The following is a 20,570-nucleotide window of genomic DNA, read 5'->3' on the forward strand; positions in this document are numbered from 1 at the left end:
GCCTTACCCTAGCTGCAAAGTCTACTCATAACCTCAGTCGAGGTTTTTTTTCCATACTCTATTATTTGCTTTATGTGTTCGCGTCCATTCATGCTCTTTGATAAAGGTTGGCGTCGTATAAGGATTATCTTTTAAATGACGTATAAACCATAAGGTATAAAGAGCATATCCCGGGGCTGCACAATGAGCATGGGTCTGCCCATTCATAATTCGATAGGTGTCATAATTTTCGATACGTAGCACCTCATTCCCATTTTCACCAAATGCATAACCTTGCGGTTCTGAAAAACGATAATGGTAGATTTCTGGCTGATCGTGATAATGAGAAGGATAACTTGACCAGCGTCCTTGGAAGGTAATAATTTCGCCAACAACCAAATTAGATTCAGGTCTATTGCGCTTATCAAATACAGTTCTTACAATGCGATACGAGCTATCGTCTAATAGGTCTTTTCCTCGATTGTCCAACTCCAAGAGATTGGCCTGATTAAATAATAAAGGAGTAAAAGATGCATCATTCTCTGTTTCAATCAATAGAATTTCACAATCAGTCAATGCTTCAACAGCAGCTATTTGACCGGAAGGGCAATGCAAGACTATAGGTTCTTGAGAAAAATAATCATAGCGGGCTACACGCTGACTTTGATGTGCAAAATAAAACTCGACGCGTCCCGTCATTAATAATGCAGCAAACTCATAATGCTCACTGAAGAAATATTTTTCTCCAGCAGCGAGTTTAAGCGAGCTAAAATTCATATTGTCATTTGATAAACGATCTATAGTAACAATCGGATTGAAGCCTCTAATAAACCCTAGTGGATTTTTAATAAGCACCTGAGGAAGTTTCTTCTTTTGGTGTAATTGCATTAAATGAGTACTGTTCCAGATCTGGGGATGCTCATCAAAATGTTGTATAAAATATTCTAATTCATCTTTATAGGGAATGGCGGGGGCGCAACCATGTCGCGTGACGACTAAAGCACCACTCGCATTTGCAAAAGTAGTAGCAAGCTCCCAGGATTTTCCTCGTAAAAGAGCTGATAAAAGGCCGGCCATAAATCCATCCCCAGCGCCTAGTACGTTAAGTATTTCCACTGGAAACGGTTTAGTGGGTAGATTCTGGCTACTGTGAGCAAAATTAACTTCACACCCTTTTGCACCTAGTTTAATCACTACAGGCGCTTGGGTTAACTCTCTTATTTTCCTTAAGGCGCTCTTAACCTCATCGCATCCCCCAGCAATACAAATTTCTTCTTCAGTACCCACAATTAAATCACACAGAGGCAGAATTCGTTGGTAGGTTTGACTCACGTTTTGGCTTTGGAGATATCGCGTTTCTCCATCGCCCAATGCGGTTAATCCCCAAAGAACCGGACGATAATCCAAGTCCAGAACTACTGCAGTTTCGGCGTGTCGGGCACGTTGCGTCACTTCTTCCGTAGTTTGCAGCATATCTTTTGTGGATAATCCCGTGCCCGTAATTAAAATGGCTTTTGCCTGCTGCAATACATTTTGGTTTATTTGGTGCGACTTAATTTGCATATCCGCACAATCAGTGCGATAAAACATCAATGGAAATTCATCAGGCGGCTTAATTCCAAGCAAAACAAGACCCGTCAAATGATGAGCCGTCTCTTGCAATAGATTCGTGTTAACGCCCTCACTTTCAAGTTCATTTTTTAAAAAACGGCCCATTTCATCTTGGCCAATACACGAAAACATCATGCAGTTTAGACCCAGACGAGCCGCTCCTACAGCGATATTTCCCGCGCAACCGCCTAAGTATTTTTTAAAACTCTGGACCTCACTGAGTGCAACTCCAATTTGCTCGGCATAAAGATCAACAGCCACCCGTCCCATACAAATTAAATCTACAGGTCGGGTTGCATCAAAATAGAATGATGGATGTATCATGCCGGCCTCAACTCAAAAAAACAGGTAATTTAGTTACGAGCGATTGTTTCGCTGCTTGAGCTATGCGTAAAGCATAAAGCCCATCCCTTCCTGGCACTGGACTGGGTTGATTATCTCGCCACGCATCATAAAATGAACTTAACTCTGCTTTAAACGCCTGATGATAGCGCTCTAGGAAAAAATATTCTGGATTCGCTTGTTCTGTAAATGTATTAGTAAAATGCATCACTGAATGTTTCAATTGATTATTTGCCAGCAACATTCCTTCTTTCCCGAAAACTTCAATCCGCTGATCATAACCATACACAGCCTGGCGACTGTTATCGATTACTCCTAAAGCCCCACTGGCAAAACGCATTTGAATGATTGCTGTATCCACATCATCCAATGCCTCAAAATCAGGATTAATAAGTACTGCTCCTGTTGCATACACCTCAACCACTTCGGATTGGGTTAGAAAACGGGCCATATCAAAATCATGAATGGTCATATCCATAAACATACCGCCGGAAGTAGCGCAATATTCCTTAGATGGACAAGCAGGATCCCTGGAGGTAATTTTAATTAGATGAATCGCTCCAATGTCACCGGCCTCTACCTGTTTTTGTAAATGGGCAAAACTAGGATCAAAACGTCGATTAAACCCCAGCTGTAATAAAGTATTATTTGCTTGTACGGTTTGTAAGGCGTCTAAAATTTCTTCTTCATTCAACCCAATTGGTTTTTCACAAAATATCGCTTTGCCTGCTTCACTTGCTGCTTTAATCTGCTCCACATGTAAATTTGAAGGTGAGGCAATCAAAATCGCATCCAAATTAGGATGAAACAATACTTGCTCAAAATGAGCGTATTGGCCCGCAATAGATAATTTATCGGCCCACGCTTTATTCAAAAATGGATCGGCGATGGCTTGTAATTCAAATTGGGGTAAATAATTTTTGATATTTTCTGCATGGAGTTTACCGATTCGTCCCGCACCAATGATTCCTATACGACATTTTCGTTGCTGATTTTCATTATCCATTTTTAATCTCTCACTAATTCCAATTCATTTGTTTTTATTTCCGATATAGGCCTTCCAATGTCTCTGATTTTTTTACCTGCTCGCAAATTTTTTTCTATTTTTTCTAAAGACACTCCTGTTGTTTCAGGTACAAAATGATAAATAAAGAAAAAGGCTACTAAGCATAATGAACCGAATAAAGCAAAAGTAAGCATTTCTCCTAAATTTTGATAAATCGTCAAAAAGGATATAGACACTACAAAGTTAGCGCCCCACTGCACCACAGTCGCAATGCTCATCGCAAGACCCCGGACGGATAAAGGATAGATTTCGGAGATTAACACCCAAAATAAAGATCCAACACTAATGCAGTAACCTATTACATAGGCAGAGAAAGCGCCCAATATCCAGAATTTTTGGCCCGGTAATGGTGTATTAAATAATAAACAAACCACAAAAAGACTCAATGTAGCGATCATCGTCCCGCTTAATAATAAGAAACGCCGACCTAATTTATCAATATAAAATAAAGTGAGTAACGTAAATAAAAAATTAACAGCCCCCATACAAAAAGTTGCCAGAATAGCATTAGTCACCGGATAAAAACCTGCCGATTCAAAGATCACCGGCCCGTAATACATTACGGCATTAATTCCTGAAAACTGTTGAAAAACTCCTAAAGCAACGCCCACAGCAAGTACAAAAATAATGGGCGCTTTAAATAATAAATTATTCGTCGAGTGACTTTGTTTTAAATTACTCTGTATTTCATCGATTTCTTTTTGAATGTCATAACCTGAAGGGCGGATTCTTTTTAAGAGCTGTAACGTTTTGTTCACTCCCTGTTTCTTCATAATCCACCGCGGGGAATGGGGGACAAAATACATCCCAATAAACAAAATCAAAGCGGGGATACTCCCCATACCAAATAACAACCGCCAACTGTTTGTAGAATAATCATGAAGCAAATAACCGATTAAATAGGCTATAGCTTGACCAAAGGTAATCGTTAAACCATTCATCAGCACTAAAGCCCCTCTTTTATTTGGAGGAGCAATTTCTGCGATAAACAACGGAGCAATATAAGAAGCAATTCCGATACAGATACCAATGATGAATCGACCTGCTAATAATACGATGAAGTCATCGGAGAGAGCACAAAGAACAGTCCCCAAAATAAAGCCTATTGCCACTGTTTTGAGTAAGAAACGCCGACTGAGTCTGTCAGCAAAGAAACCACTTAAAGGAATACCAAGAACACAACCCAGGATGCTGATGCTTACTATTTGAGACCATTGCCACTCAGATAGAGATAATTGGCCAATAACTTGATCTTTAACATCCGCTATAACACTCGAATCAAATCCAAATAAAAACCCTCCAAATCCTGCAATGAGGGCTATAAAAAAAATGAATGAATTGACTCCTTCCTTCATGGATCACTTTCCTTAGCTTATCCTTAATCGTTGCAGATGTTATCACCCTAATTAGCGAATAAACAGATGTTAATTGTAAGAATAATTTAACAAATTTATCAGGCCAAAGACTTTTATGAATACAGTTTGTCGAAAATATATTTCAAGTGATATACTAAATATCTTTAATCTTTTTAGTTCAGGCCATAATGCTACAAAAAACGGAGATTGAGAGAGTAGATAAAGTTAAATTTTCTCCTGCTCAGAATTCAGGAGATTGTGGTTACCATGTGGTTGTCATTGGTATTTTTTATTTAGCGCTCAAAGCCGCAGTAGATGAATCTATAAGGTCCGCACTTAACTCCAGTAAGCTGCTCACCAAAATTTTGGAAGCACAACCAAGTTCTCTTAAGGGCTGTCTTGTAAAGTCGTTTAAAACCAATCATGAATGCTTACTCAGTTATCTGGACGCAATGGCTGCACATGGTTTTGAGCAACTTTCTTTTAACGAAATTTTATCTAATTTCACACTACAATTAAAACAAGCGAATACCAATTCCCCCTGGTTACATGAACGTCTAAAAAATGAAATTAAAAGCGGTTTATGGCTTGAGGATAATCGAGTTTGGGAAAAGTTAGCTTCATTCAAAAGCATCATGAAAAAAATTGAAGCTAAATCAGATGAACTCTATGAGAAAGCCACTCGGGAAAAAAGCCTTAAATCAGATAACGATTCATTGTATGCCATTATTTTCCAAGCGCAAATCGAAGTGTGTAATGCGTTAGCCGATGAAGAATTGAGTGCTGCGGCCCAAGAGGTAATTACTCATTTTTATACGGGAGATGCACCAAAAGTCTGGGTAGACAGTGAATTTCTCAAAACTCTGGTGGGTGATTTACTGGGCACATCTTCCTTCATGTTTGATAAGGATGGGGCTTATATCACAAGTAACGGGCCAAGTGAAAGTCATTGGTATGTAAATCTCCCTAATGATGAGTACACAAAACAATTTATGTCAATTTATAAGTCAGGTTATCACTCGGGACTTACCATAGTGTTACCGGGAACCAAACTTGAAGTAAGTTTATCAAGTTATAGCTCCCTCTTTTCACCCGCAACGAACATCAATATCAATATCAATAATGATTTTGAAGGCTCGATTTTCTTCCCTTATCAATAAAGAGTCTATTAAGTTGGTAACCCTTTATTATTGGGACGCTTTTCGCGACCCTCAAGTTCCTCGGATGTATCATGAGTCGAGGTTTTTCTATGCCCTCTAAAAGACATACCTGCACTAATAAGAGAAGTAGCAGAGGTTTTGTCTTTTTTTAATTCAAGCTCCTTTTCAACTTTGCTGATTTTTTGGTTGAGCTCCACAATTGACTTCCGCGCCATAGACAATTCGGTATATGCTGGAAAACTCGTATCATCATGTGAAATAATTATAAGTAAAACCTTATCTATAGTTTCTTGATCCGGAGGGTCTTTATCAAAGCAACTTAATACAGAAAGATCGAATTTTAAATCTTCTGAAAATGAAGAATCCAGATGTTTTACATAAAGCCCTGAAGCCGTAACTTTAAATTCGGAAATTGCTTTCTTTTGTGCTTTAAGTAGCTCATGATGTTCCCGGATCAAGGAAGAAATATCTTGTTCTCCTTTTTCTTTTACCCGGTATACTTCAATTTCTTTTAGCCATTTACTGGATCCTGAATTAACACTTGTCAATAAAGAATCGGTTATCTGATCTTTAGGAACATCAATATACCAGTGGGTTGAAGAGGGACCTATACTGGTGATTTCAATTTTTCGTGGATCAAAAAATAAATTGTCGGCATCAGGAAACATTTGTTTCGAACAATATTTTAGAAAATCCGCATCGAGCCAGGCTTTTTCGGAGCCGGGGCCATAATATTTTCTAATAACTGCTTTTGCCATATCCTCTAATACCGACTCATTCAAATTTTTAAAGATTTCCAGTGTCGCCTGGAACCTTAATTCACCTGCTTGTTCTGCATCAACTTTCTTGCCATTTGCAAGCTCCTCCATCCTATCTAAAATTTTTCCGTTCAAACGTTTAAATGAGGGTAAATCCATCCATTTTTGATTATCTATCACCCATGCACCTTCCTTAAGCATTGCTTTAAAAAAATCAGTCCCCCAATCGGACTCGACCATCGAACGACGTATCCCATTACTAAATTCACTCAATAACTCCCGCAATGAAAGACTATCCCAACCGGGGGCACTAAGCGCTTCTAACACATGTTCGAGGGTCTGAACATTATTAGAGCCCAGTATCCTATTTACCTGTGGCATATTAGTAAAAATAGTGCTGAGAATCTTACTCTTATTAATTTCTGCAGCCAGAACCCCATTGCTTTTAGCTTGCATTCCAAGATGCAATAAACCAACACACAGTGCATAATATCCGCAATCCCCCGCATCATAAGGGGGCTCGAGTTTGGAACGTTTTTGAACAGAATCACCTTTTGCGACACTCATTTTGCTTTTCATAATGTACTCAACATGCAAAACACATAATCAAATTATAGTACAATGACTCGGGCTGTTTTATTTTTCATCACATACTATCTTGCGTAGCACCGTGCTGTTTTAAAAAAATCTTTAAAATTAGTGTCTTAAGTAAAAATAGAAGCTAACATTGAATACAGATATTTTTATTTTTTTCCGAGAAAAGCGAGAAATAAAACTACTCGTTTTTTGATTGTCTCAAGATTACAATATGGACTATTTCATTGAATGATTATTGAATAGTTATGGACAAGGAAAGCAAATGATTACCAATAAATTATTTCAACGAGCTACCCTGATTTTTTATTTGTTAATGACCATACTTTCTCTAAGCGCCTGTGCGAATTCTGGCTCATCAAATAGTGGTATTGGTGAAGAATACGGTACCAGCGATCGGGGTTGGCATTAAAATGAAATTTGATCTTGATACAGAGCCAGGTCAAAATATCTCATCGTTGATTACTTTAATTTAAGAAAGTTTGTATGTCATTCTGAAGGCGGGAATGAGGAAAGCGATCCTATGCTTCCAAACTATTTATTCAGATAAGCCTTTTAGGGATACTCCTATGAGAATTTTTTTGTTCTTATTGGTCTTAATATACTGCGCTTTGGGTCAGGCTAAATCGATGATTGCTTTTGAACGTCATGGTTCGATTTGGACAGCTAATATAGATGGCAGTAATATCAAAAAAATTACAGAAGGATACATCCCTGAAATTTCCCCAAATGGAAAATATATTGCCTATAATGTAGTGGATAAGCGAAAATTCGAAAACCGTTACCTTGCAATCATCGCTCTTGAAACGGATCAAGTTACCTTATTGAAGAATATCCCTTCTCCAAACAACTTTAATCCAGTGTGGTCGCCTGATGGGCAAAAGCTATTATTTAATACCTTTGTAAACAATGATTGGCATCTGGCATTAATCAATGCTGATGGCAGTGGGTATCGCCTTATAAAAAATACCCAAAACGCATTCAGTCCGACATGGGCAGAAAATGACACTTCTTTTTTTAGCCATGATTTGTATTCAATTTATTGGAGAGACTTTGCAGGAAATCTAATAAAAAAATGGCGCATTAATGACATTATTCCACACGCGAGCATGAGTAGTGCTTCGCACATCCACGCGGCTCCCAATGGAGCAATGCTCATTATGGATGTAGATATGGATGAAACCATTCATAGAAACAATTGGAGTGAACCCCCACTTGCAATATGGACATTTGATCTTAATTCCGAAAAAGCAACTCGTATTACTTCGAAAGGCAGATTGACATGGAATCCTTTTTGGATTAACTCAGAAGAGTTTATTTTTTTAGAACAAGAAGCTAAAGATAAATCCCCCTCGTTATTTCGAGGCTCAATAAAAAGTCCGTCTAAAACACTCTTATTAAAAGATGCTCAAACTCCCAGTGTTTCAGGCTAGCGAATCATGTTCCTTTTGAAATAAGAAATAAATAGAGACAAATTAAAGTAAAATAGTTTATAAAGAAATAAGGCAAACTATAAAAAATACAATTATGGATCGTACGAAGAAAAAAAGTATTTTTGCTGGTTTATACGGAAATACTTTAGAATGGTTTGATTTTCTTCTTTATGCTAATTTTGCTCCCTTATTTGCACAAATATTCTTTCCATCTGATGTCTATTTTGTTTCCCTTCTCCTCACCTTTGGCGTATTTTCGGTAGGCTTTTTTATGCGTCCATTAGGAGGGGTATTATTAGGACATTATGCAGATCATATCGGTAGAAGAAAAACGTTGATTCTCTCCGTGTCGATTATGACCTGTTCCACAGCGTGTATCGCCTTAATCCCTGATTTTCATACTTTGGGAATCCTCTCTCCGTTGCTGTTCGTTTTTTTTAGATTAATACAAGGAATTGCCGTCGGAGGAGAACTACCCGGTTCGACTACTTTTCTCATAGAACATATGGCTGGTCATCGACGTGGTTTTGCCGGAAGTTTAGTTTTAAGTACTGCTTTTCTGGGTATTTTTTTAGGTTCTTTTACGGCCTCTGTACTCAGTGTTTTATTGACCGAGGATACGCTGCGATCTTGGGGATGGCGTTTCGCTTATTTAATGGGTGCCCTCCTTGGATTAATAGGCATTTATTTGCGTCGTACAAGTGTTGAACCCGAGGCTTTTTTGCACACCAAACCTACCACCGAACTTCCCGCAAAGCTTGTGGTCATAGCACATCAGCGCAAATTATTATTAGCTATTATTTTTACGAGCATATTAGCAATGAGCAATTATTTACTCATTGCTTATATAACCAGTTTTTTAGTGAAATCTGAAGGATTTTTATTAAAAGATGCTCTGGTTATAAACTTTATAGCACTACTGGTATTAACGATATTAATTCCGATAATGGGCTTATTATCCGATTTCTTAGGTAGGAAACCTATTTTTTTATTAGGAGCTGTTGGTATTTTTATTTTTATTTATCCTCTTTTTATTCTTTTTTTGAGCGGTAACTGGTGGCATGTCCTTGTGGGAGAAATAGGGCTAGCAATCATACTTGCACCATTGAATGCTACAGTGCCTACTATGCTTGCAGAGATGTTCCCCACCGCGATTCGCGCCAGTGGCGTATCTATTGGGTATAACATTGGCCAAGCAGTTTTTGGTGGAACCATGCCCTTAGTTTCCTTAACCTTGGTTGAGCTAACCGGAAATAAATATGCTCCTGCGTTATACATTATATTTTGGGTCGTTATCGCAATTATTTCGGTCCGGTACACCAAAGAGACTTACCTTGATGAACTGCATTAATGACTTTCAAATAGTCATGAAAAAAACTTGAATGGCTTTAATGATTGCTTAATAAAAATAGGATGCGGCGACTATGAATCACAAGATTATAAAAATTACTTTATTCAGTCTGTTTGTTGTTTATTCGACATTGGGTTTTTCCGAATCCCATAGAGACAGTGTTTCTAAAGAAGAAGTAAATGGTACCTTTATTATGAAATTTCCTGCCCCTCATAATGATATTTCCAATACCTTGACGGTTCGTGCTTTGGGAGGCGGCAAACTTAATATTTCCTTCGAATTAATTTATCCTTATATGGTAAATGGCGAGCTGCAAGCCAATACCGGGGAACTTTCGGGTGTGGCCAATATTAAAGGGGACACGGCCGTATACTCTTCTTCTGAATATGGCTCATGTATGATCACGATAACATTCCTCAAACCTGGTATGTTATCTGTTAACCAAGAAGGTTCCGATGCAGATTGTGGTTTTGGTCATAATGTTTACGCGAATGGGACTTATTTTAAGAAGAAAAAATAGTGATGAATCCCATCCTGTCTTGTCCGGATAGATTATAGGGAATTCGTCAACCTGATTTTATATTTTGAGTACTTGCACTTCAGGCAAACATTCAATATAGTGAAATATCAAGTTTGTATGTAGTTCCACATTTAGACTAATGGATTTAGCTTTAGAAGGAATTTTACATGACGAGACTAGAAGAATTAATTTATTCTCTGACTGCAGTTATAGTGCGCTATCATGACAGTCAACCGAAAGTAAAAAAATTAGTCACCGATACTGACGAAGAATTACTCAGAGAAAAATCACTCATTCGTGCCAAAGAAATCATCCAAAATAAGGATGTTCATTTTAAAATCCGCCTGAACGAGCTTATCAAGCAATGCAGTGATAGCGGCCGAAGACCTTTCTTATATTATATTTTGAATGAAATTACTTCGCTAAATACATTACTTAGCCAAAAAAACTCCCTTGAGCCTACCAAATTAGAAGAATACAAAAATCAAATTTTTCAAGTACTTGTTGATCTTAAAGTACTTTTAGAAACTCCAAAACACAAAACCTATAGAATGACTTATACCCAAGATGAAGATAGCAAAGAAATGACCATTGCTTTGTCGGGTTTAAAAAATGACGGGTATCTCGGCGGTGAACTATGCAATTCAGGGGATATTTTAAACGATAGTGTTTTAAAACGTTTTAACATCACTACCCAAACATCCAACGCTCGAATTAGTGACATTGCAGAACAAATATGCACCGAACATCAGCATACCCTTTTAGTAGCTGAGCTATCGGAAAAAAATGCCGCTCTCAACAAACTAAATTCAGAGCAGGAACAAGAGCTTGAATTATTATCAACCGAAAATAAAGAAGCTGAAAAAAAATTGTTAAGTTTCACAGCAAAAGAACGTACCGCTATTTATGTGTCCTATATTTTATTTAAACAAATGCAAGCAAAAGAAGAAAAACAACAAAAAGTGATTGAGCAACAACAAAATACCATTGGTGAGTTAAGACAACAAATTAGTGAATTGACCCATTCGGGCTCAAAATCCTCTAATCATAGGTTTTATACCCCTGCTATTTAAAAAGCCCGGAGATTGAAGAAGTTATATTTATTTGCTTAATCTGGGCTCGAAAAAATAGTGCAACCTGGACACTCGGCCCGGTATGACCTATCGCCGCTCAGTTCACTATTATCTTCAGTGCGCATTAGCAAGTCGTTTCCGGTAATAAACTTTAGCCTTTTTTGTTTTTAACTGAGCACTATTTAGATCAATAACAGAATAATTAATAAACTACTCGACATAAACAGTCGCGTAGCCAATCAAGAAATGGCCGTAACAATAAGCCACAAGCTGAAACCTAATAAAAAAGCTATAAATCCAGTCCCAAAATCTACAACTAATCCTACATCGGCCAAAACAACCAAAGGCTTTATGATGAGCCAGAGCATCTCTAAAAAACTAATAGCTTTAAAAATTGCACAATTAAGGTGCATTTTTTGCATTTTTATGGTAAATTAGTTGTCAATTTATTTCTTTATTGGATAGTTGATATGTTTTTTATGCGTTTAGATATAATATTAGTCGGATGTTTTTTGATGCTATTTCAACAGCCTGCTCATAGTCATGAACTCATAGAAAAACCGGTGTCACGAGAATATTTTTGTAACAAGGTGATGCAGCCACTTGCCTCGAATATTGATTTACTTATTAATAGCCATTACCAATAAGCGAAAATATACGTGTTTTTTTACAATTAACCGCGCCTAATCCTCTCGATTGGCCAGTTTACAACGCGCGCATAAACCTTTGATTTCTGTTGTGCAATTAATAATTGAAAATTGCAGTGAGTTTGCTAATTCTGTAATGCACGTGAAATCAATAATACATTCTAATTCTTTGACAAAATCACATTGATTGCAAATTAAAAATTGAGCTTGTCCTACATGATGCCCGTGCAAACAAGCAACATAAGATTTGAGGCTATCAATACAATGGATGAATCCCTCTTGATGCCAGAACTGAATCGCTCGATAAACTGTAGGTGGTTTGGGATTTTCAATTTGTGTGGAGAGTCTTTGCAAGATTTCATAAGCCCCTAGAGGTTTTCTTTCTTCTATTAAAATCTTGAGGACACGCTCTCTCGGGTCTGTGAACCGATAGCCATGCTGCACGCAATGCTTATAAGCCTTGTCCAACAAATTATATTTCATCAATCATATTATAATTTAATCACTTAATTCATTATACCACAGTCCTTGTTTTACAGAAAAATTATCAAACACCGGCACCGAATATTAGCTAAATTCCTCTGGTTTAAAAATTATTTAATATGACTTGTTCTTTGGCAAGACGATGTTACAATATAACACTTTCTGAGGCCTAGGATGCCTCGTAATAAAATACCAGACGCTGTTTTATCGGTTTAAACGAAATAAATTACTTGATCGTGCCGTTTCAAAATTACGTAATCTCTGTAACAGGTCTGAAGTGAATATTGATATACAACTGAAGTGGGCGTTGCTCCTCTTTAACATTTATGTTGTCCTTTAAATGGAGGAAACCAATGTATTGTAATTATAGATTCCGCCTTTCTAATAACGTGTCATCTTTGAATCTGGAGAACACTTCCACAAAAATCGAACAGATTTTGAACTCAGCACTAAGCTTAAAGCTCGTACGTATTGCTATCGATTTAACCAGTGAAGATAAAGGCATCAGTTTGTTATGTGAAGTGAACGATTCTATTACGATACAGACTGTAGTGACTCAGCTTTTATCAAAGGAGGGAATTATTTTAAGTGACATCATTGAAATGGAGACTATTGACTATCAAGAAGATATGCATATGGCCCCACTAATTTCCAAACCCACTCCCTCTTCTCCTATTAAAAAAAGCAGAAAAAAAACAAAACGTTTCAATTCCGATGATCATTTTGATGATCATACTCACGGTCATTCTGATGACCATTTTGATGATCATACTCACGGTCATTCTGATGATCATTTTGGTGATCATGCTCACGGTCATTCTGATGATCATTTTGGTGATCATAGCCATGGTCATTCTCATAATCTTTCTCACGATCCTTCCCAGGGTCATTCTCATTCGCACGGTCATGGCCACCTTCATACCCACTCCCACCATCACCACGGCTCTGAGGGGGATGAAAATCATTGGCTTAAAGCTGGATTAGGGTTGCTTTGGGGATTGGGTATGCTCGTTTTAGCAATTGGGAGTTTTAATATCCCTATGCTTGCCTATTATGCCATCACCGGTCTTACTACCTTAATGACCTTATATTTGGGAAATACTGTTTACAAATCAGCATGGCATGCATTGCTTGCAAAGGAATGGGATACGACCACTTTGTATGCAATAAGCACCTTGACTATCGTTGCGGTATCTATCGCTAGCTTGTTTATTCCTGGATTACCTATGATGTTCGAAGCAGCACCGCTGGTTTTAGGTTTCTGGCATTTAGGTGAAGGGATCGAACATACTTTAATTCATGAAATCAACAAAAAATTAGATGTCCGCGATTGTTTGTCTCAAAAAGCCTTATTAAAAGGTAATCCAGATAAAGAAATTTCCGTCAAAAATTTAATCCCTAATGATCTTATTATCCTTAAAAAAGGAGAGGTTATTCCTGTCGATGGAGTATTAACATCAAAAGCACTGCTTTATACTACACGCATCGATGGTTCACCGCACCTACAAGAATTTAATCCAGGCGATAAAGTTAAAGCAGGGATGCGCTTGGCGGATCATATTCCTTCATTGGAAATGCGGGTTACCAAAACATATCAAAATTCTTACTTATCTCTAATTGCAAAAAATATTGAACAAGCAAATGCTGAAAAAGCCCCTCTCGAACAATTTGCGAATAAATTATTAAAATATTTTATTCCCGGTCTGCTTACAATTGCACTGATCTCCGGCATCGTCATCGGTTCGGTGTTTAATCCTGTTTTGGCTATTCAATGTGTTATCTCAGTTCTTGTGAGTGCATGCCCATGCGCTTTGAGCTTGATTACGCCAATGGCAGTTAAAATCGGTATGAAAAAAGCATCCGAAAACGGAATCCATTTTAACAATGGTAAAGCATTACAAGCAGCTGCTGATATTGATACTGTTGTTTTTGATTTAAATGGCACCCTGACTCAAGGAAACATTGAAGTAGAGCGTCTGCGAATTTCTAATAGAAAATTATTAGCTCATGTTGCATTATTGGAAAGTAAGTCTGATCATCCTACAGCACAAATAATTAGGTCTTATATAGAAAATCAAGACATCGCTACAGAGTCGTTAAAAATCACATCCATTGATAAAAGTCATCACTCCGGAATAAAAGCTACTATTGAGGGTGAAACCTTCATGATTGGTAACGAAGATATGCTCAAAGCAAATGGAGTTACTCTTATTAATAAGCCTTATGATAATCCTGAAAATGGTAGCATTTATATTGTGCAGGGTACATCCGTAATCGGACAAGTTGCTTTAACTGACCCTTTGCGTAAAGATGCTATTGCCACTGTAAAGCAACTTCAACGCTTAGGTAAAACAGTGCATATTTGCACAGGTGCAGATAAAGTCACTGCCTTGAAATACGCAGCATTATTAGGTATTTCTGAAAATAATCTGTGCGCCAATACTGTAGGTGCGATCTCTAATCCAACGGAAATCTCAAAAATAAGTTATATACAACAGCTGAAACGCGAAGGCTGTAAAGTAGCCATGGTCGGTGATGCGGCCAATGATGTGAGTGCGATTGCGTATTCCGATCTTGGAATCGCGGTAAAATCCAGTATCGGAGATAGCATTACCCAACAACATGCAGGGGTTGTAATTCAGCAAGGTATATTATTTCCTATAGCGACTGCCTTCGACGTCGCAGAAAAAACCAAACAAAACATTGTCCAGAACTTATCCGTAAGTTTAAGTTATAACTCAATAATTACACTTGTAGCAGCCGGATTGTTTGTGGCAATAGGTTTTGCTCTTAATCCCGCAGTGGGTGTTGCCTTGATGGTACTCGAATCTGCGATTGTTTTAACTAATTTATATCGTTTTAAACATCAGGATGTGATGTCAGCAGCAAATGATACAAATGCAGGAAAGACGGTAGAAACTGCGGGGAATACAACGGTTAACCTGTTAAATACCTTTGGTTATGCCGCTGAGCCCAGCCCCACTCCCAGCAATTCCAATCCTCCGTCAACGAAGTCTAAGGCTCTAAGTTTCTTTGAAGCTAAGGTGGAACATTATGCGGCTCATCATGAAGCGCAACCAGGAAAGGGATGCGTTGTCTTTGATTAGAAAATCTTTGAGAAGATTCTAGACTTTGTTGTGAGCATAAACAAAACATTCGGATTCGAAATTGATGGCAACCTATTTTGGTGGCTTAAACCACAATAAACACAACCTAAAGTTACGTAACCAACGATTAAACTCAGTTCATTAAAACAACTCTAAAAATCCTTTTTATTATAACTTTTCCTATTCCTCCGGCTTTAGGTTCATCAAGACTAGATAGATAACCTTCTCAAAGCTCAAAACATGCACTATATGTACATTTGGTGTACAATAAAAGAAACAGATATTGTTTTTAGGACTTAGAAATGACATATAAAGAACTTCAGTTGTGGATCCAACAAATTGAGAAATTAAACCCAACAAACCAAGAGTTGATGGAGGAAATCAAAACGCTTAAAAGAATTGTCGACCTATGTAACGTTGCCACTATCTTTAATGATGTTAAAAATAGTATACAGGCTATAGCTGAGTTAGACAAATTAAATAAGATAAACTATGGCGAAGAGATGCTTACCGCAGAGGCACTTGCTAAAGAATTGAATTTATACGATTTCCAGGCGTCCCTGCCTATATCTAAAGTCCATAAAAAATTACCCCCGCCAGATCCCCCTCCAACAATAGAAACCCAAATTTTAAAAATTTTCCAAACGTATAAGGATAGAGTGGTGCAAGAAATTACAAAACTTCAACAGGATAATCTCACTTGGCATCAGCGTTTTGTAGATCATCAAGTAGAAACTAGAGACCATAGCACTGAGAATTTTGTAAATTTTTCATCCATATATAATAGAGGCGAACCAAGAGTGACTCCACCAAAAGTTGGATATAAAAGCAATGACGTGATCACGGATTACAGTCTTTCTAATGGAGATATCATTAAAGAAAAAGCAGCAACTAAATCAGAAGAAATAAGTCAGTATTCAATGATACTTGCAGAGAAATCCAGGTCATACAATTCTAATTTCGAATCTTTTAAAAGCGAATTTATTTATGATGATTGCTGTAAGGTAAAGAATGATCTTGCTGTTGAAGCGCTTAATGCAATAGTTGAACTAATAGAAAATACGAAGTGGCAAACTTGGAGAAGCAGATCCAGAATTGAAGTGGACGGAGAAGAGAAAGCAGTTCCCAATCATATTTATGAAATTTATCAGAAAGCACAAGAAGGCATTTCAGATCCTAGAAAAGCTAGCAGCTCAATGGAGGAAATCAATGAGATAGCCACAAGAGCGCTTAAGCATATGCCCTCAATCTTTAAAGAATTAAGGAAAAGAGATGAGCAAACTCAAAAGGCCTACGAGGAAATAGCCAGGCAAACAGCACCAAAATAAACAATTTTCCAGATTTTATGGAAATCAATTAGGAATACGAAGGTTTTATATAAAATGCAACCTAGGCGAGTTTTAAGTTATTAGACAAACCTTTACATAACCTACACTGCAACCTTTGGCGTGGTATCGCGAATGACCTCAATCTAGGAGCTTGATTATTTTCACGCTCAGTTACTTTTAAAAAAATCCTCCCTTAAGGAATCGTTGACCTGGCTGACATCGAATAAGACTCCTTTCCTATATCGAGCTTATCTGGCTTTATATTAGCCTGCCAAAATAGGGCTCTATTACCTGTGGGCTCCATCTCGGATGTATGATTTCGATTCTCAGTAGACTCTTCCCAAGTCAGATAACATGGATCCTCAAACCCATAATCCGCTAAATTGGTCTTTGGAAGTAACTTATTTTTGAATCGATCCCCATATAAAAGACACTGATATACTGAAATGAATTTTTGATAGTCTTTAAAAGAAAAATGATCATAAATCTTACTTCTGTAAGTATAAAGAATAAGTAACAGCTCTTTAACGGTTGTTGTGGGTTCCAAGGTCAGAACGATAGTTTCTGCACTATTTTTTTTATTGATTATAAATTTCATTGATGACCATTATTAGTTAGGCATTCTTTTAATATATTTTGAAATAACGAGAAAGCAAATAACATTCGAACTTTAAATAAAATTGATTTGGCAAATTCACTCTATGAATCGCAAGTTATAACTCAAATCCGAGCTCATTTATTCTAATTTCTGTAAGATAATTAACGGATGCACCAATAATTAGTTTATTTGTACTAAAATTATACTACATAACTATGTTGTATGGGTTCCAATGAGTGAAACAATTTACAGGCTTATCCTTAGAGGCAAAGCAACCTATGATGGTCAAAAAATCGAAGAAGCGATTAATGAAATCTTATCATTAGAGGATGAATATATTGGCCTAATCTGCTATGAGGCTTTTGAAGAATTAAAAAAAGCTCGAATCAGCGAAAATCATAATCAATATGTTTCCATTTTAGAAGCACTTAGCAAGGAGGACTTATTTGAAATTATTCTTGAATTTAAACATTCACTTCCCAAAATCGATAAAGAACTTAATCATTTGCAGAAGGATGTAGACGAACTGAAAGAGATTAACTTAGAAATCGAACGATTACAAAAAGAATGTGAAAGTAATACTGAAAAGATTATTCTACATGATAAAACAATGGGCACTCTTCTCTCAGCAGAACCAGGGATATTGGACCGTTTTTTAGCAGATGCAAAACCTGGTATAATAAAAGGTTTTTTCTTGCGTTTTGTACGCAAAGAATTAATTGAGGAAGCAAAAAGTAAATGTACTCAGTATGACTCGCGCAATTCTTTAATTGCAGAAATTAGGCGTTTAAAAGCAGACAATGCAAGACTAGAAGAAAAATCTGGTTTTTATACAAAACAAATGGACCAACTACAGAGCTCGGAAAAGGAGCATACACAATTATCAGCGAATAAAGTGACTTTACAAGCACAAATCGAACAATTAGAAAATGCTGTTGGATCCATCCCAATAGCTAAAAAATCTAAACATGTAGTCCAAGCTGCACAAAAGGTTGATGAAGATGATGAGCTGCAGTTTTCTATAGATCTGTAACGGATAATGGATATAAGCACTTCTTTTCTCCCAAATTTCACTATTACTTTAAAGAGTGAAGGCCAGTCGCTTAAAATTTTAAATACTATATACTGTTTCCATTAGAAAATACGCCTTGTGCTCTACTCCAAGAATTTCAATTTACAAACGATCATCAAACTGAATTAAACCGGATATCAAAATGAAAAAACTGTTTTACAGTCTGATTTTAATTTTATTGGGTATGGAGTTATTGTACTTATTTCAACCATTTCTTGGATTTAATATCGAGGTTTCGGAGCTAGTAGGGCAATCTCTTCCCTTTTTAAAATCACACCCTCCTACACATATTAATCTGAAGAATGATTTTATATTGAAGCCTTATATTCAAGGGCTCGACAAACCAAGATTTATGTATGTTACCGGCTCAGGGGATTTGCTAGTAACCGAGCCCTCAAAAGGAGCCCTCATCCTAATACCTTATAAAAAGCCGGAACAAAAACTCGTGCTTCTCACGGGTTTGCAAAAGCCTCACAGCATGGATTTATTGGATCACTACTTATACATTGCAGAAGAAAATGCGATTGGCCGAGTTAAATATGATGTACAAAAGGGACGTATTCTGGGGTCTTATGAGCGAATAATAACAAATATTCCCTATGATGGAGGGCATTGGACAAGAACTATTAAATTTGGTCCGGATGGATACGGCTATGTATCGATTGGTTCTTCGTGTAATGTGTGCATTGAAAAAAATCCTTTAAGAGCTTCTATCGCGCGTTTTAAACCCGGTGAGAATCATTTGACTGTTTATGCCAAGGGGCTGCGAAATGCGGTTGGGTTTGATTGGTCACCCATCGATGGAAGACTTTATGCAACTGAAAATGGACGTGATTATTTAGGGGACCACTTCCCTCCTGATGAGTTAAATCTTATTATAGAAAATCAATTTTATGGATGGCCTTATGCAAACGGAGATCGAGTACCCGACCCCAAATTTGGTATTGGAAAAGAACAAATTATTAATGGATCTCAACCGCCGGCATTCAAATTCGACGCGCACCAAGCACCTTTAGGCATTACTTTTATAAAAAATCCTGAATCTCCACTTTATAAAAAAGCATTAGTTGCCCTTCACGGTTCCTGGAATAGTTCAATTAAAGTCGGTTATAAGGTGGTGAGTCTTAGTTTTGAAAATGGAATAATAACTCAAAATGACTTTATTACCGGATTTCTTAAAGAAGGCAAAGTGATAGGTAGGCCGGTTCATATAGTCGAAGGTAAAGGTGGCGAATTGTATCTCTCTGATGATTTTAATGGAGTTATTTATTTAATTGAGGAAAAACATTAATCGGGCAATCGCCGCCCGAGTTTAACTTCTCAGGCTAAGCGCTATTCAAGTTTTTAAACTGATCTTGTATTAGTGTTGCCAGCCTGAAATCTGTTGTAAATAATGAACGGCCCCAGAGGAGTCAAACTTTCCTGCCTCCATTGACTCTTCTACAGTGTAATCATCATACAATTTAGAATGCTTTTCCAATATTTCCCGTTCCGGTGTCGCACTTCCAGCGGGGGGCCTACCAGGCAATGGCTTGGGTATCTCGTTAAAAAATCTGTATCTACGATTGTAGTTGATTTGATCGGTATAGACTGAATTTTGGGGATCCGCTGAGTATCCGTAAGTAAGCGACTCATAATTTTTTATTGAACCATCAGGTCGAGTACTGATATCAATGATCCGTGGATCCCAAGCATCCACCTCCCATGTGGAAGGATTGTTCTCACCTTTTAACTGCACTAATATTTCTAAATAGACATGATCACATTTAAGTGAGCTAAGAATACGAATTTTTGCAACTGCGCCTCTACGGGTAATTTCTTTACCAATCTCTACCAGAAGATAATCTGCAAGCTCATGGCAATTTCCTAAACCGGCATGCTCAATTAGATCATGTCGGTACATGTATTCATCTTCTTGGGTAGAGTTTAGAGGTTCGCGAACATTTTTAGTAAAATAGTCATTTTCTTTAATCTCGCGATGGTATTTTATATATCCACTTTTTTGATTACTGATTGTTATTTTTCTTCTAGTCTTCAAAATAGCTTCTGTACATATATTTACAAACTCTTTTCGTGATAAAAAAGGCATAATA

At 37.3% G+C, this 20,570-nt stretch carries 18 protein-coding genes; 10 read left to right on the forward strand and 8 right to left on the reverse strand.

Annotation, left to right across the window (positions count from 1 at the left end; translation table 11 throughout):
• Positions 1–33 precede the first annotated feature (33 nt).
• The 3 genes from iolC to ACWTE2_RS05795 are packed head-to-tail and all read right to left on the reverse strand — an operon-like array spanning position 34 to position 4,353.
• Positions 34–1,914: a 5-dehydro-2-deoxygluconokinase gene (gene iolC, locus ACWTE2_RS05785; RefSeq protein WP_454784566.1), complete on the reverse strand. Its 1,881-nt coding sequence runs from the start codon at positions 1,912–1,914 to the stop codon at positions 34–36.
• Between the two features lie 7 nt (positions 1,915–1,921).
• Positions 1,922–2,938 (reverse strand): inositol 2-dehydrogenase, encoded by a 1,017-nt coding sequence (gene iolG / locus ACWTE2_RS05790; protein ID WP_454784567.1) that lies wholly within the window; start codon positions 2,936–2,938, stop codon positions 1,922–1,924.
• Between the two features lie 2 nt (positions 2,939–2,940).
• Positions 2,941–4,353, reverse strand: a complete 1,413-nt coding sequence (locus ACWTE2_RS05795) for a sugar porter family MFS transporter (protein ID WP_454784568.1) — start codon at positions 4,351–4,353, stop codon at positions 2,941–2,943.
• A gap of 188 nt (positions 4,354–4,541) precedes the next feature.
• Here ACWTE2_RS05795 and ACWTE2_RS05800 point away from each other — a divergent pair, with 188 nt between their 5' ends.
• Positions 4,542–5,513 (forward strand): hypothetical protein, encoded by a 972-nt coding sequence (locus ACWTE2_RS05800; RefSeq protein WP_454784569.1) that lies wholly within the window; start codon positions 4,542–4,544, stop codon positions 5,511–5,513.
• A gap of 8 nt (positions 5,514–5,521) precedes the next feature.
• Here the strand turns inward: ACWTE2_RS05800 and ACWTE2_RS05805 are convergent, their stop codons facing one another.
• Positions 5,522–6,850 carry a hypothetical protein gene (locus ACWTE2_RS05805; protein ID WP_454784570.1) on the reverse strand — a complete coding sequence of 443 codons (1,329 nt, stop codon included), beginning with the start codon at positions 6,848–6,850 and terminating at the stop codon, positions 5,522–5,524.
• A gap of 280 nt (positions 6,851–7,130) precedes the next feature.
• Here ACWTE2_RS05805 and ACWTE2_RS05810 point away from each other — a divergent pair, with 280 nt between their 5' ends.
• The 5 genes from ACWTE2_RS05810 to ACWTE2_RS05830 all read left to right on the forward strand — a co-directional run bounded on the left by ACWTE2_RS05810 (position 7,131) and on the right by ACWTE2_RS05830 (position 11,242).
• A complete protein-coding gene (locus tag ACWTE2_RS05810; RefSeq protein ID WP_182391817.1) occupies positions 7,131–7,277 on the forward strand; it encodes a hypothetical protein in 147 nt (48 codons plus the stop codon).
• Between the two features lie 157 nt (positions 7,278–7,434).
• Positions 7,435–8,298: a TolB family protein gene (locus ACWTE2_RS05815; protein ID WP_454784571.1), complete on the forward strand. Its 864-nt coding sequence runs from the start codon at positions 7,435–7,437 to the stop codon at positions 8,296–8,298.
• Positions 8,299–8,392: 94 nt separating this feature from the next.
• Positions 8,393–9,649, forward strand: a complete 1,257-nt coding sequence (locus ACWTE2_RS05820; protein WP_454784572.1) for an MFS transporter — start codon at positions 8,393–8,395, stop codon at positions 9,647–9,649.
• A 73-nt stretch (positions 9,650–9,722) separates the two neighbouring features.
• Positions 9,723–10,169, forward strand: a complete 447-nt coding sequence (locus ACWTE2_RS05825; RefSeq protein ID WP_454784573.1) for a hypothetical protein — start codon at positions 9,723–9,725, stop codon at positions 10,167–10,169.
• 167 nt (positions 10,170–10,336) lie between these two features.
• Positions 10,337–11,242, forward strand: coding sequence for a hypothetical protein (locus tag ACWTE2_RS05830; protein ID WP_454784574.1), 906 nt, complete (start codon positions 10,337–10,339; stop codon positions 11,240–11,242).
• A 239-nt stretch (positions 11,243–11,481) separates the two neighbouring features.
• On the opposite strand, the gene ACWTE2_RS05835 is transcribed toward ACWTE2_RS05830, so the two are convergent.
• Together ACWTE2_RS05835 and ACWTE2_RS05840 are read right to left on the reverse strand one after the other, a co-directional pair.
• Positions 11,482–11,655, reverse strand: coding sequence for a hypothetical protein (locus ACWTE2_RS05835; protein ID WP_454784575.1), 174 nt, complete (start codon positions 11,653–11,655; stop codon positions 11,482–11,484).
• A 270-nt stretch (positions 11,656–11,925) separates the two neighbouring features.
• On the reverse strand, positions 11,926–12,372 hold the full coding sequence (locus ACWTE2_RS05840) for a Fur family transcriptional regulator (RefSeq protein WP_454784576.1): 447 nt from the start codon (positions 12,370–12,372) through the stop codon (positions 11,926–11,928).
• A gap of 1,004 nt (positions 12,373–13,376) precedes the next feature.
• Here ACWTE2_RS05840 and ACWTE2_RS05845 point away from each other — a divergent pair.
• Positions 13,377–15,479 (forward strand): heavy metal translocating P-type ATPase, encoded by a 2,103-nt coding sequence (locus tag ACWTE2_RS05845; RefSeq protein WP_454785016.1) that lies wholly within the window; start codon positions 13,377–13,379, stop codon positions 15,477–15,479.
• A gap of 302 nt (positions 15,480–15,781) precedes the next feature.
• Complete coding sequence (locus ACWTE2_RS05850; protein ID WP_454784577.1) at positions 15,782–16,807, forward strand: hypothetical protein; 1,026 nt, start codon at positions 15,782–15,784, stop codon at positions 16,805–16,807.
• Between the two features lie 193 nt (positions 16,808–17,000).
• Here ACWTE2_RS05850 and ACWTE2_RS05855 read toward each other — a convergent pair whose 3' ends face one another.
• Positions 17,001–17,405 carry a S1 domain-containing protein gene (locus ACWTE2_RS05855; protein ID WP_454784578.1) on the reverse strand — a complete coding sequence of 135 codons (405 nt, stop codon included), beginning with the start codon at positions 17,403–17,405 and terminating at the stop codon, positions 17,001–17,003.
• A gap of 232 nt (positions 17,406–17,637) precedes the next feature.
• Between ACWTE2_RS05855 and ACWTE2_RS05860 the strand changes: the two genes are divergently transcribed.
• Both ACWTE2_RS05860 and ACWTE2_RS05865 read left to right on the forward strand, forming a co-directional pair.
• Complete coding sequence (locus ACWTE2_RS05860; RefSeq protein ID WP_454784579.1) at positions 17,638–18,438, forward strand: hypothetical protein; 801 nt, start codon at positions 17,638–17,640, stop codon at positions 18,436–18,438.
• 181 nt (positions 18,439–18,619) lie between these two features.
• The gene (locus tag ACWTE2_RS05865) at positions 18,620–19,768 is read left to right on the forward strand and encodes a PQQ-dependent sugar dehydrogenase (protein WP_454784580.1); all 1,149 of its coding nucleotides are present in this window, start codon (positions 18,620–18,622) and stop codon (positions 19,766–19,768) included.
• Between the two features lie 69 nt (positions 19,769–19,837).
• On the opposite strand, the gene ACWTE2_RS05870 is transcribed toward ACWTE2_RS05865, so the two are convergent.
• Positions 19,838–20,566, reverse strand: a complete 729-nt coding sequence (locus ACWTE2_RS05870) for a hypothetical protein (protein WP_454784581.1) — start codon at positions 20,564–20,566, stop codon at positions 19,838–19,840.
• Positions 20,567–20,570: the final 4 nt, after the last annotated feature.

It is taken from the genome of Legionella nigrisilvae (assembly GCF_977063395.2).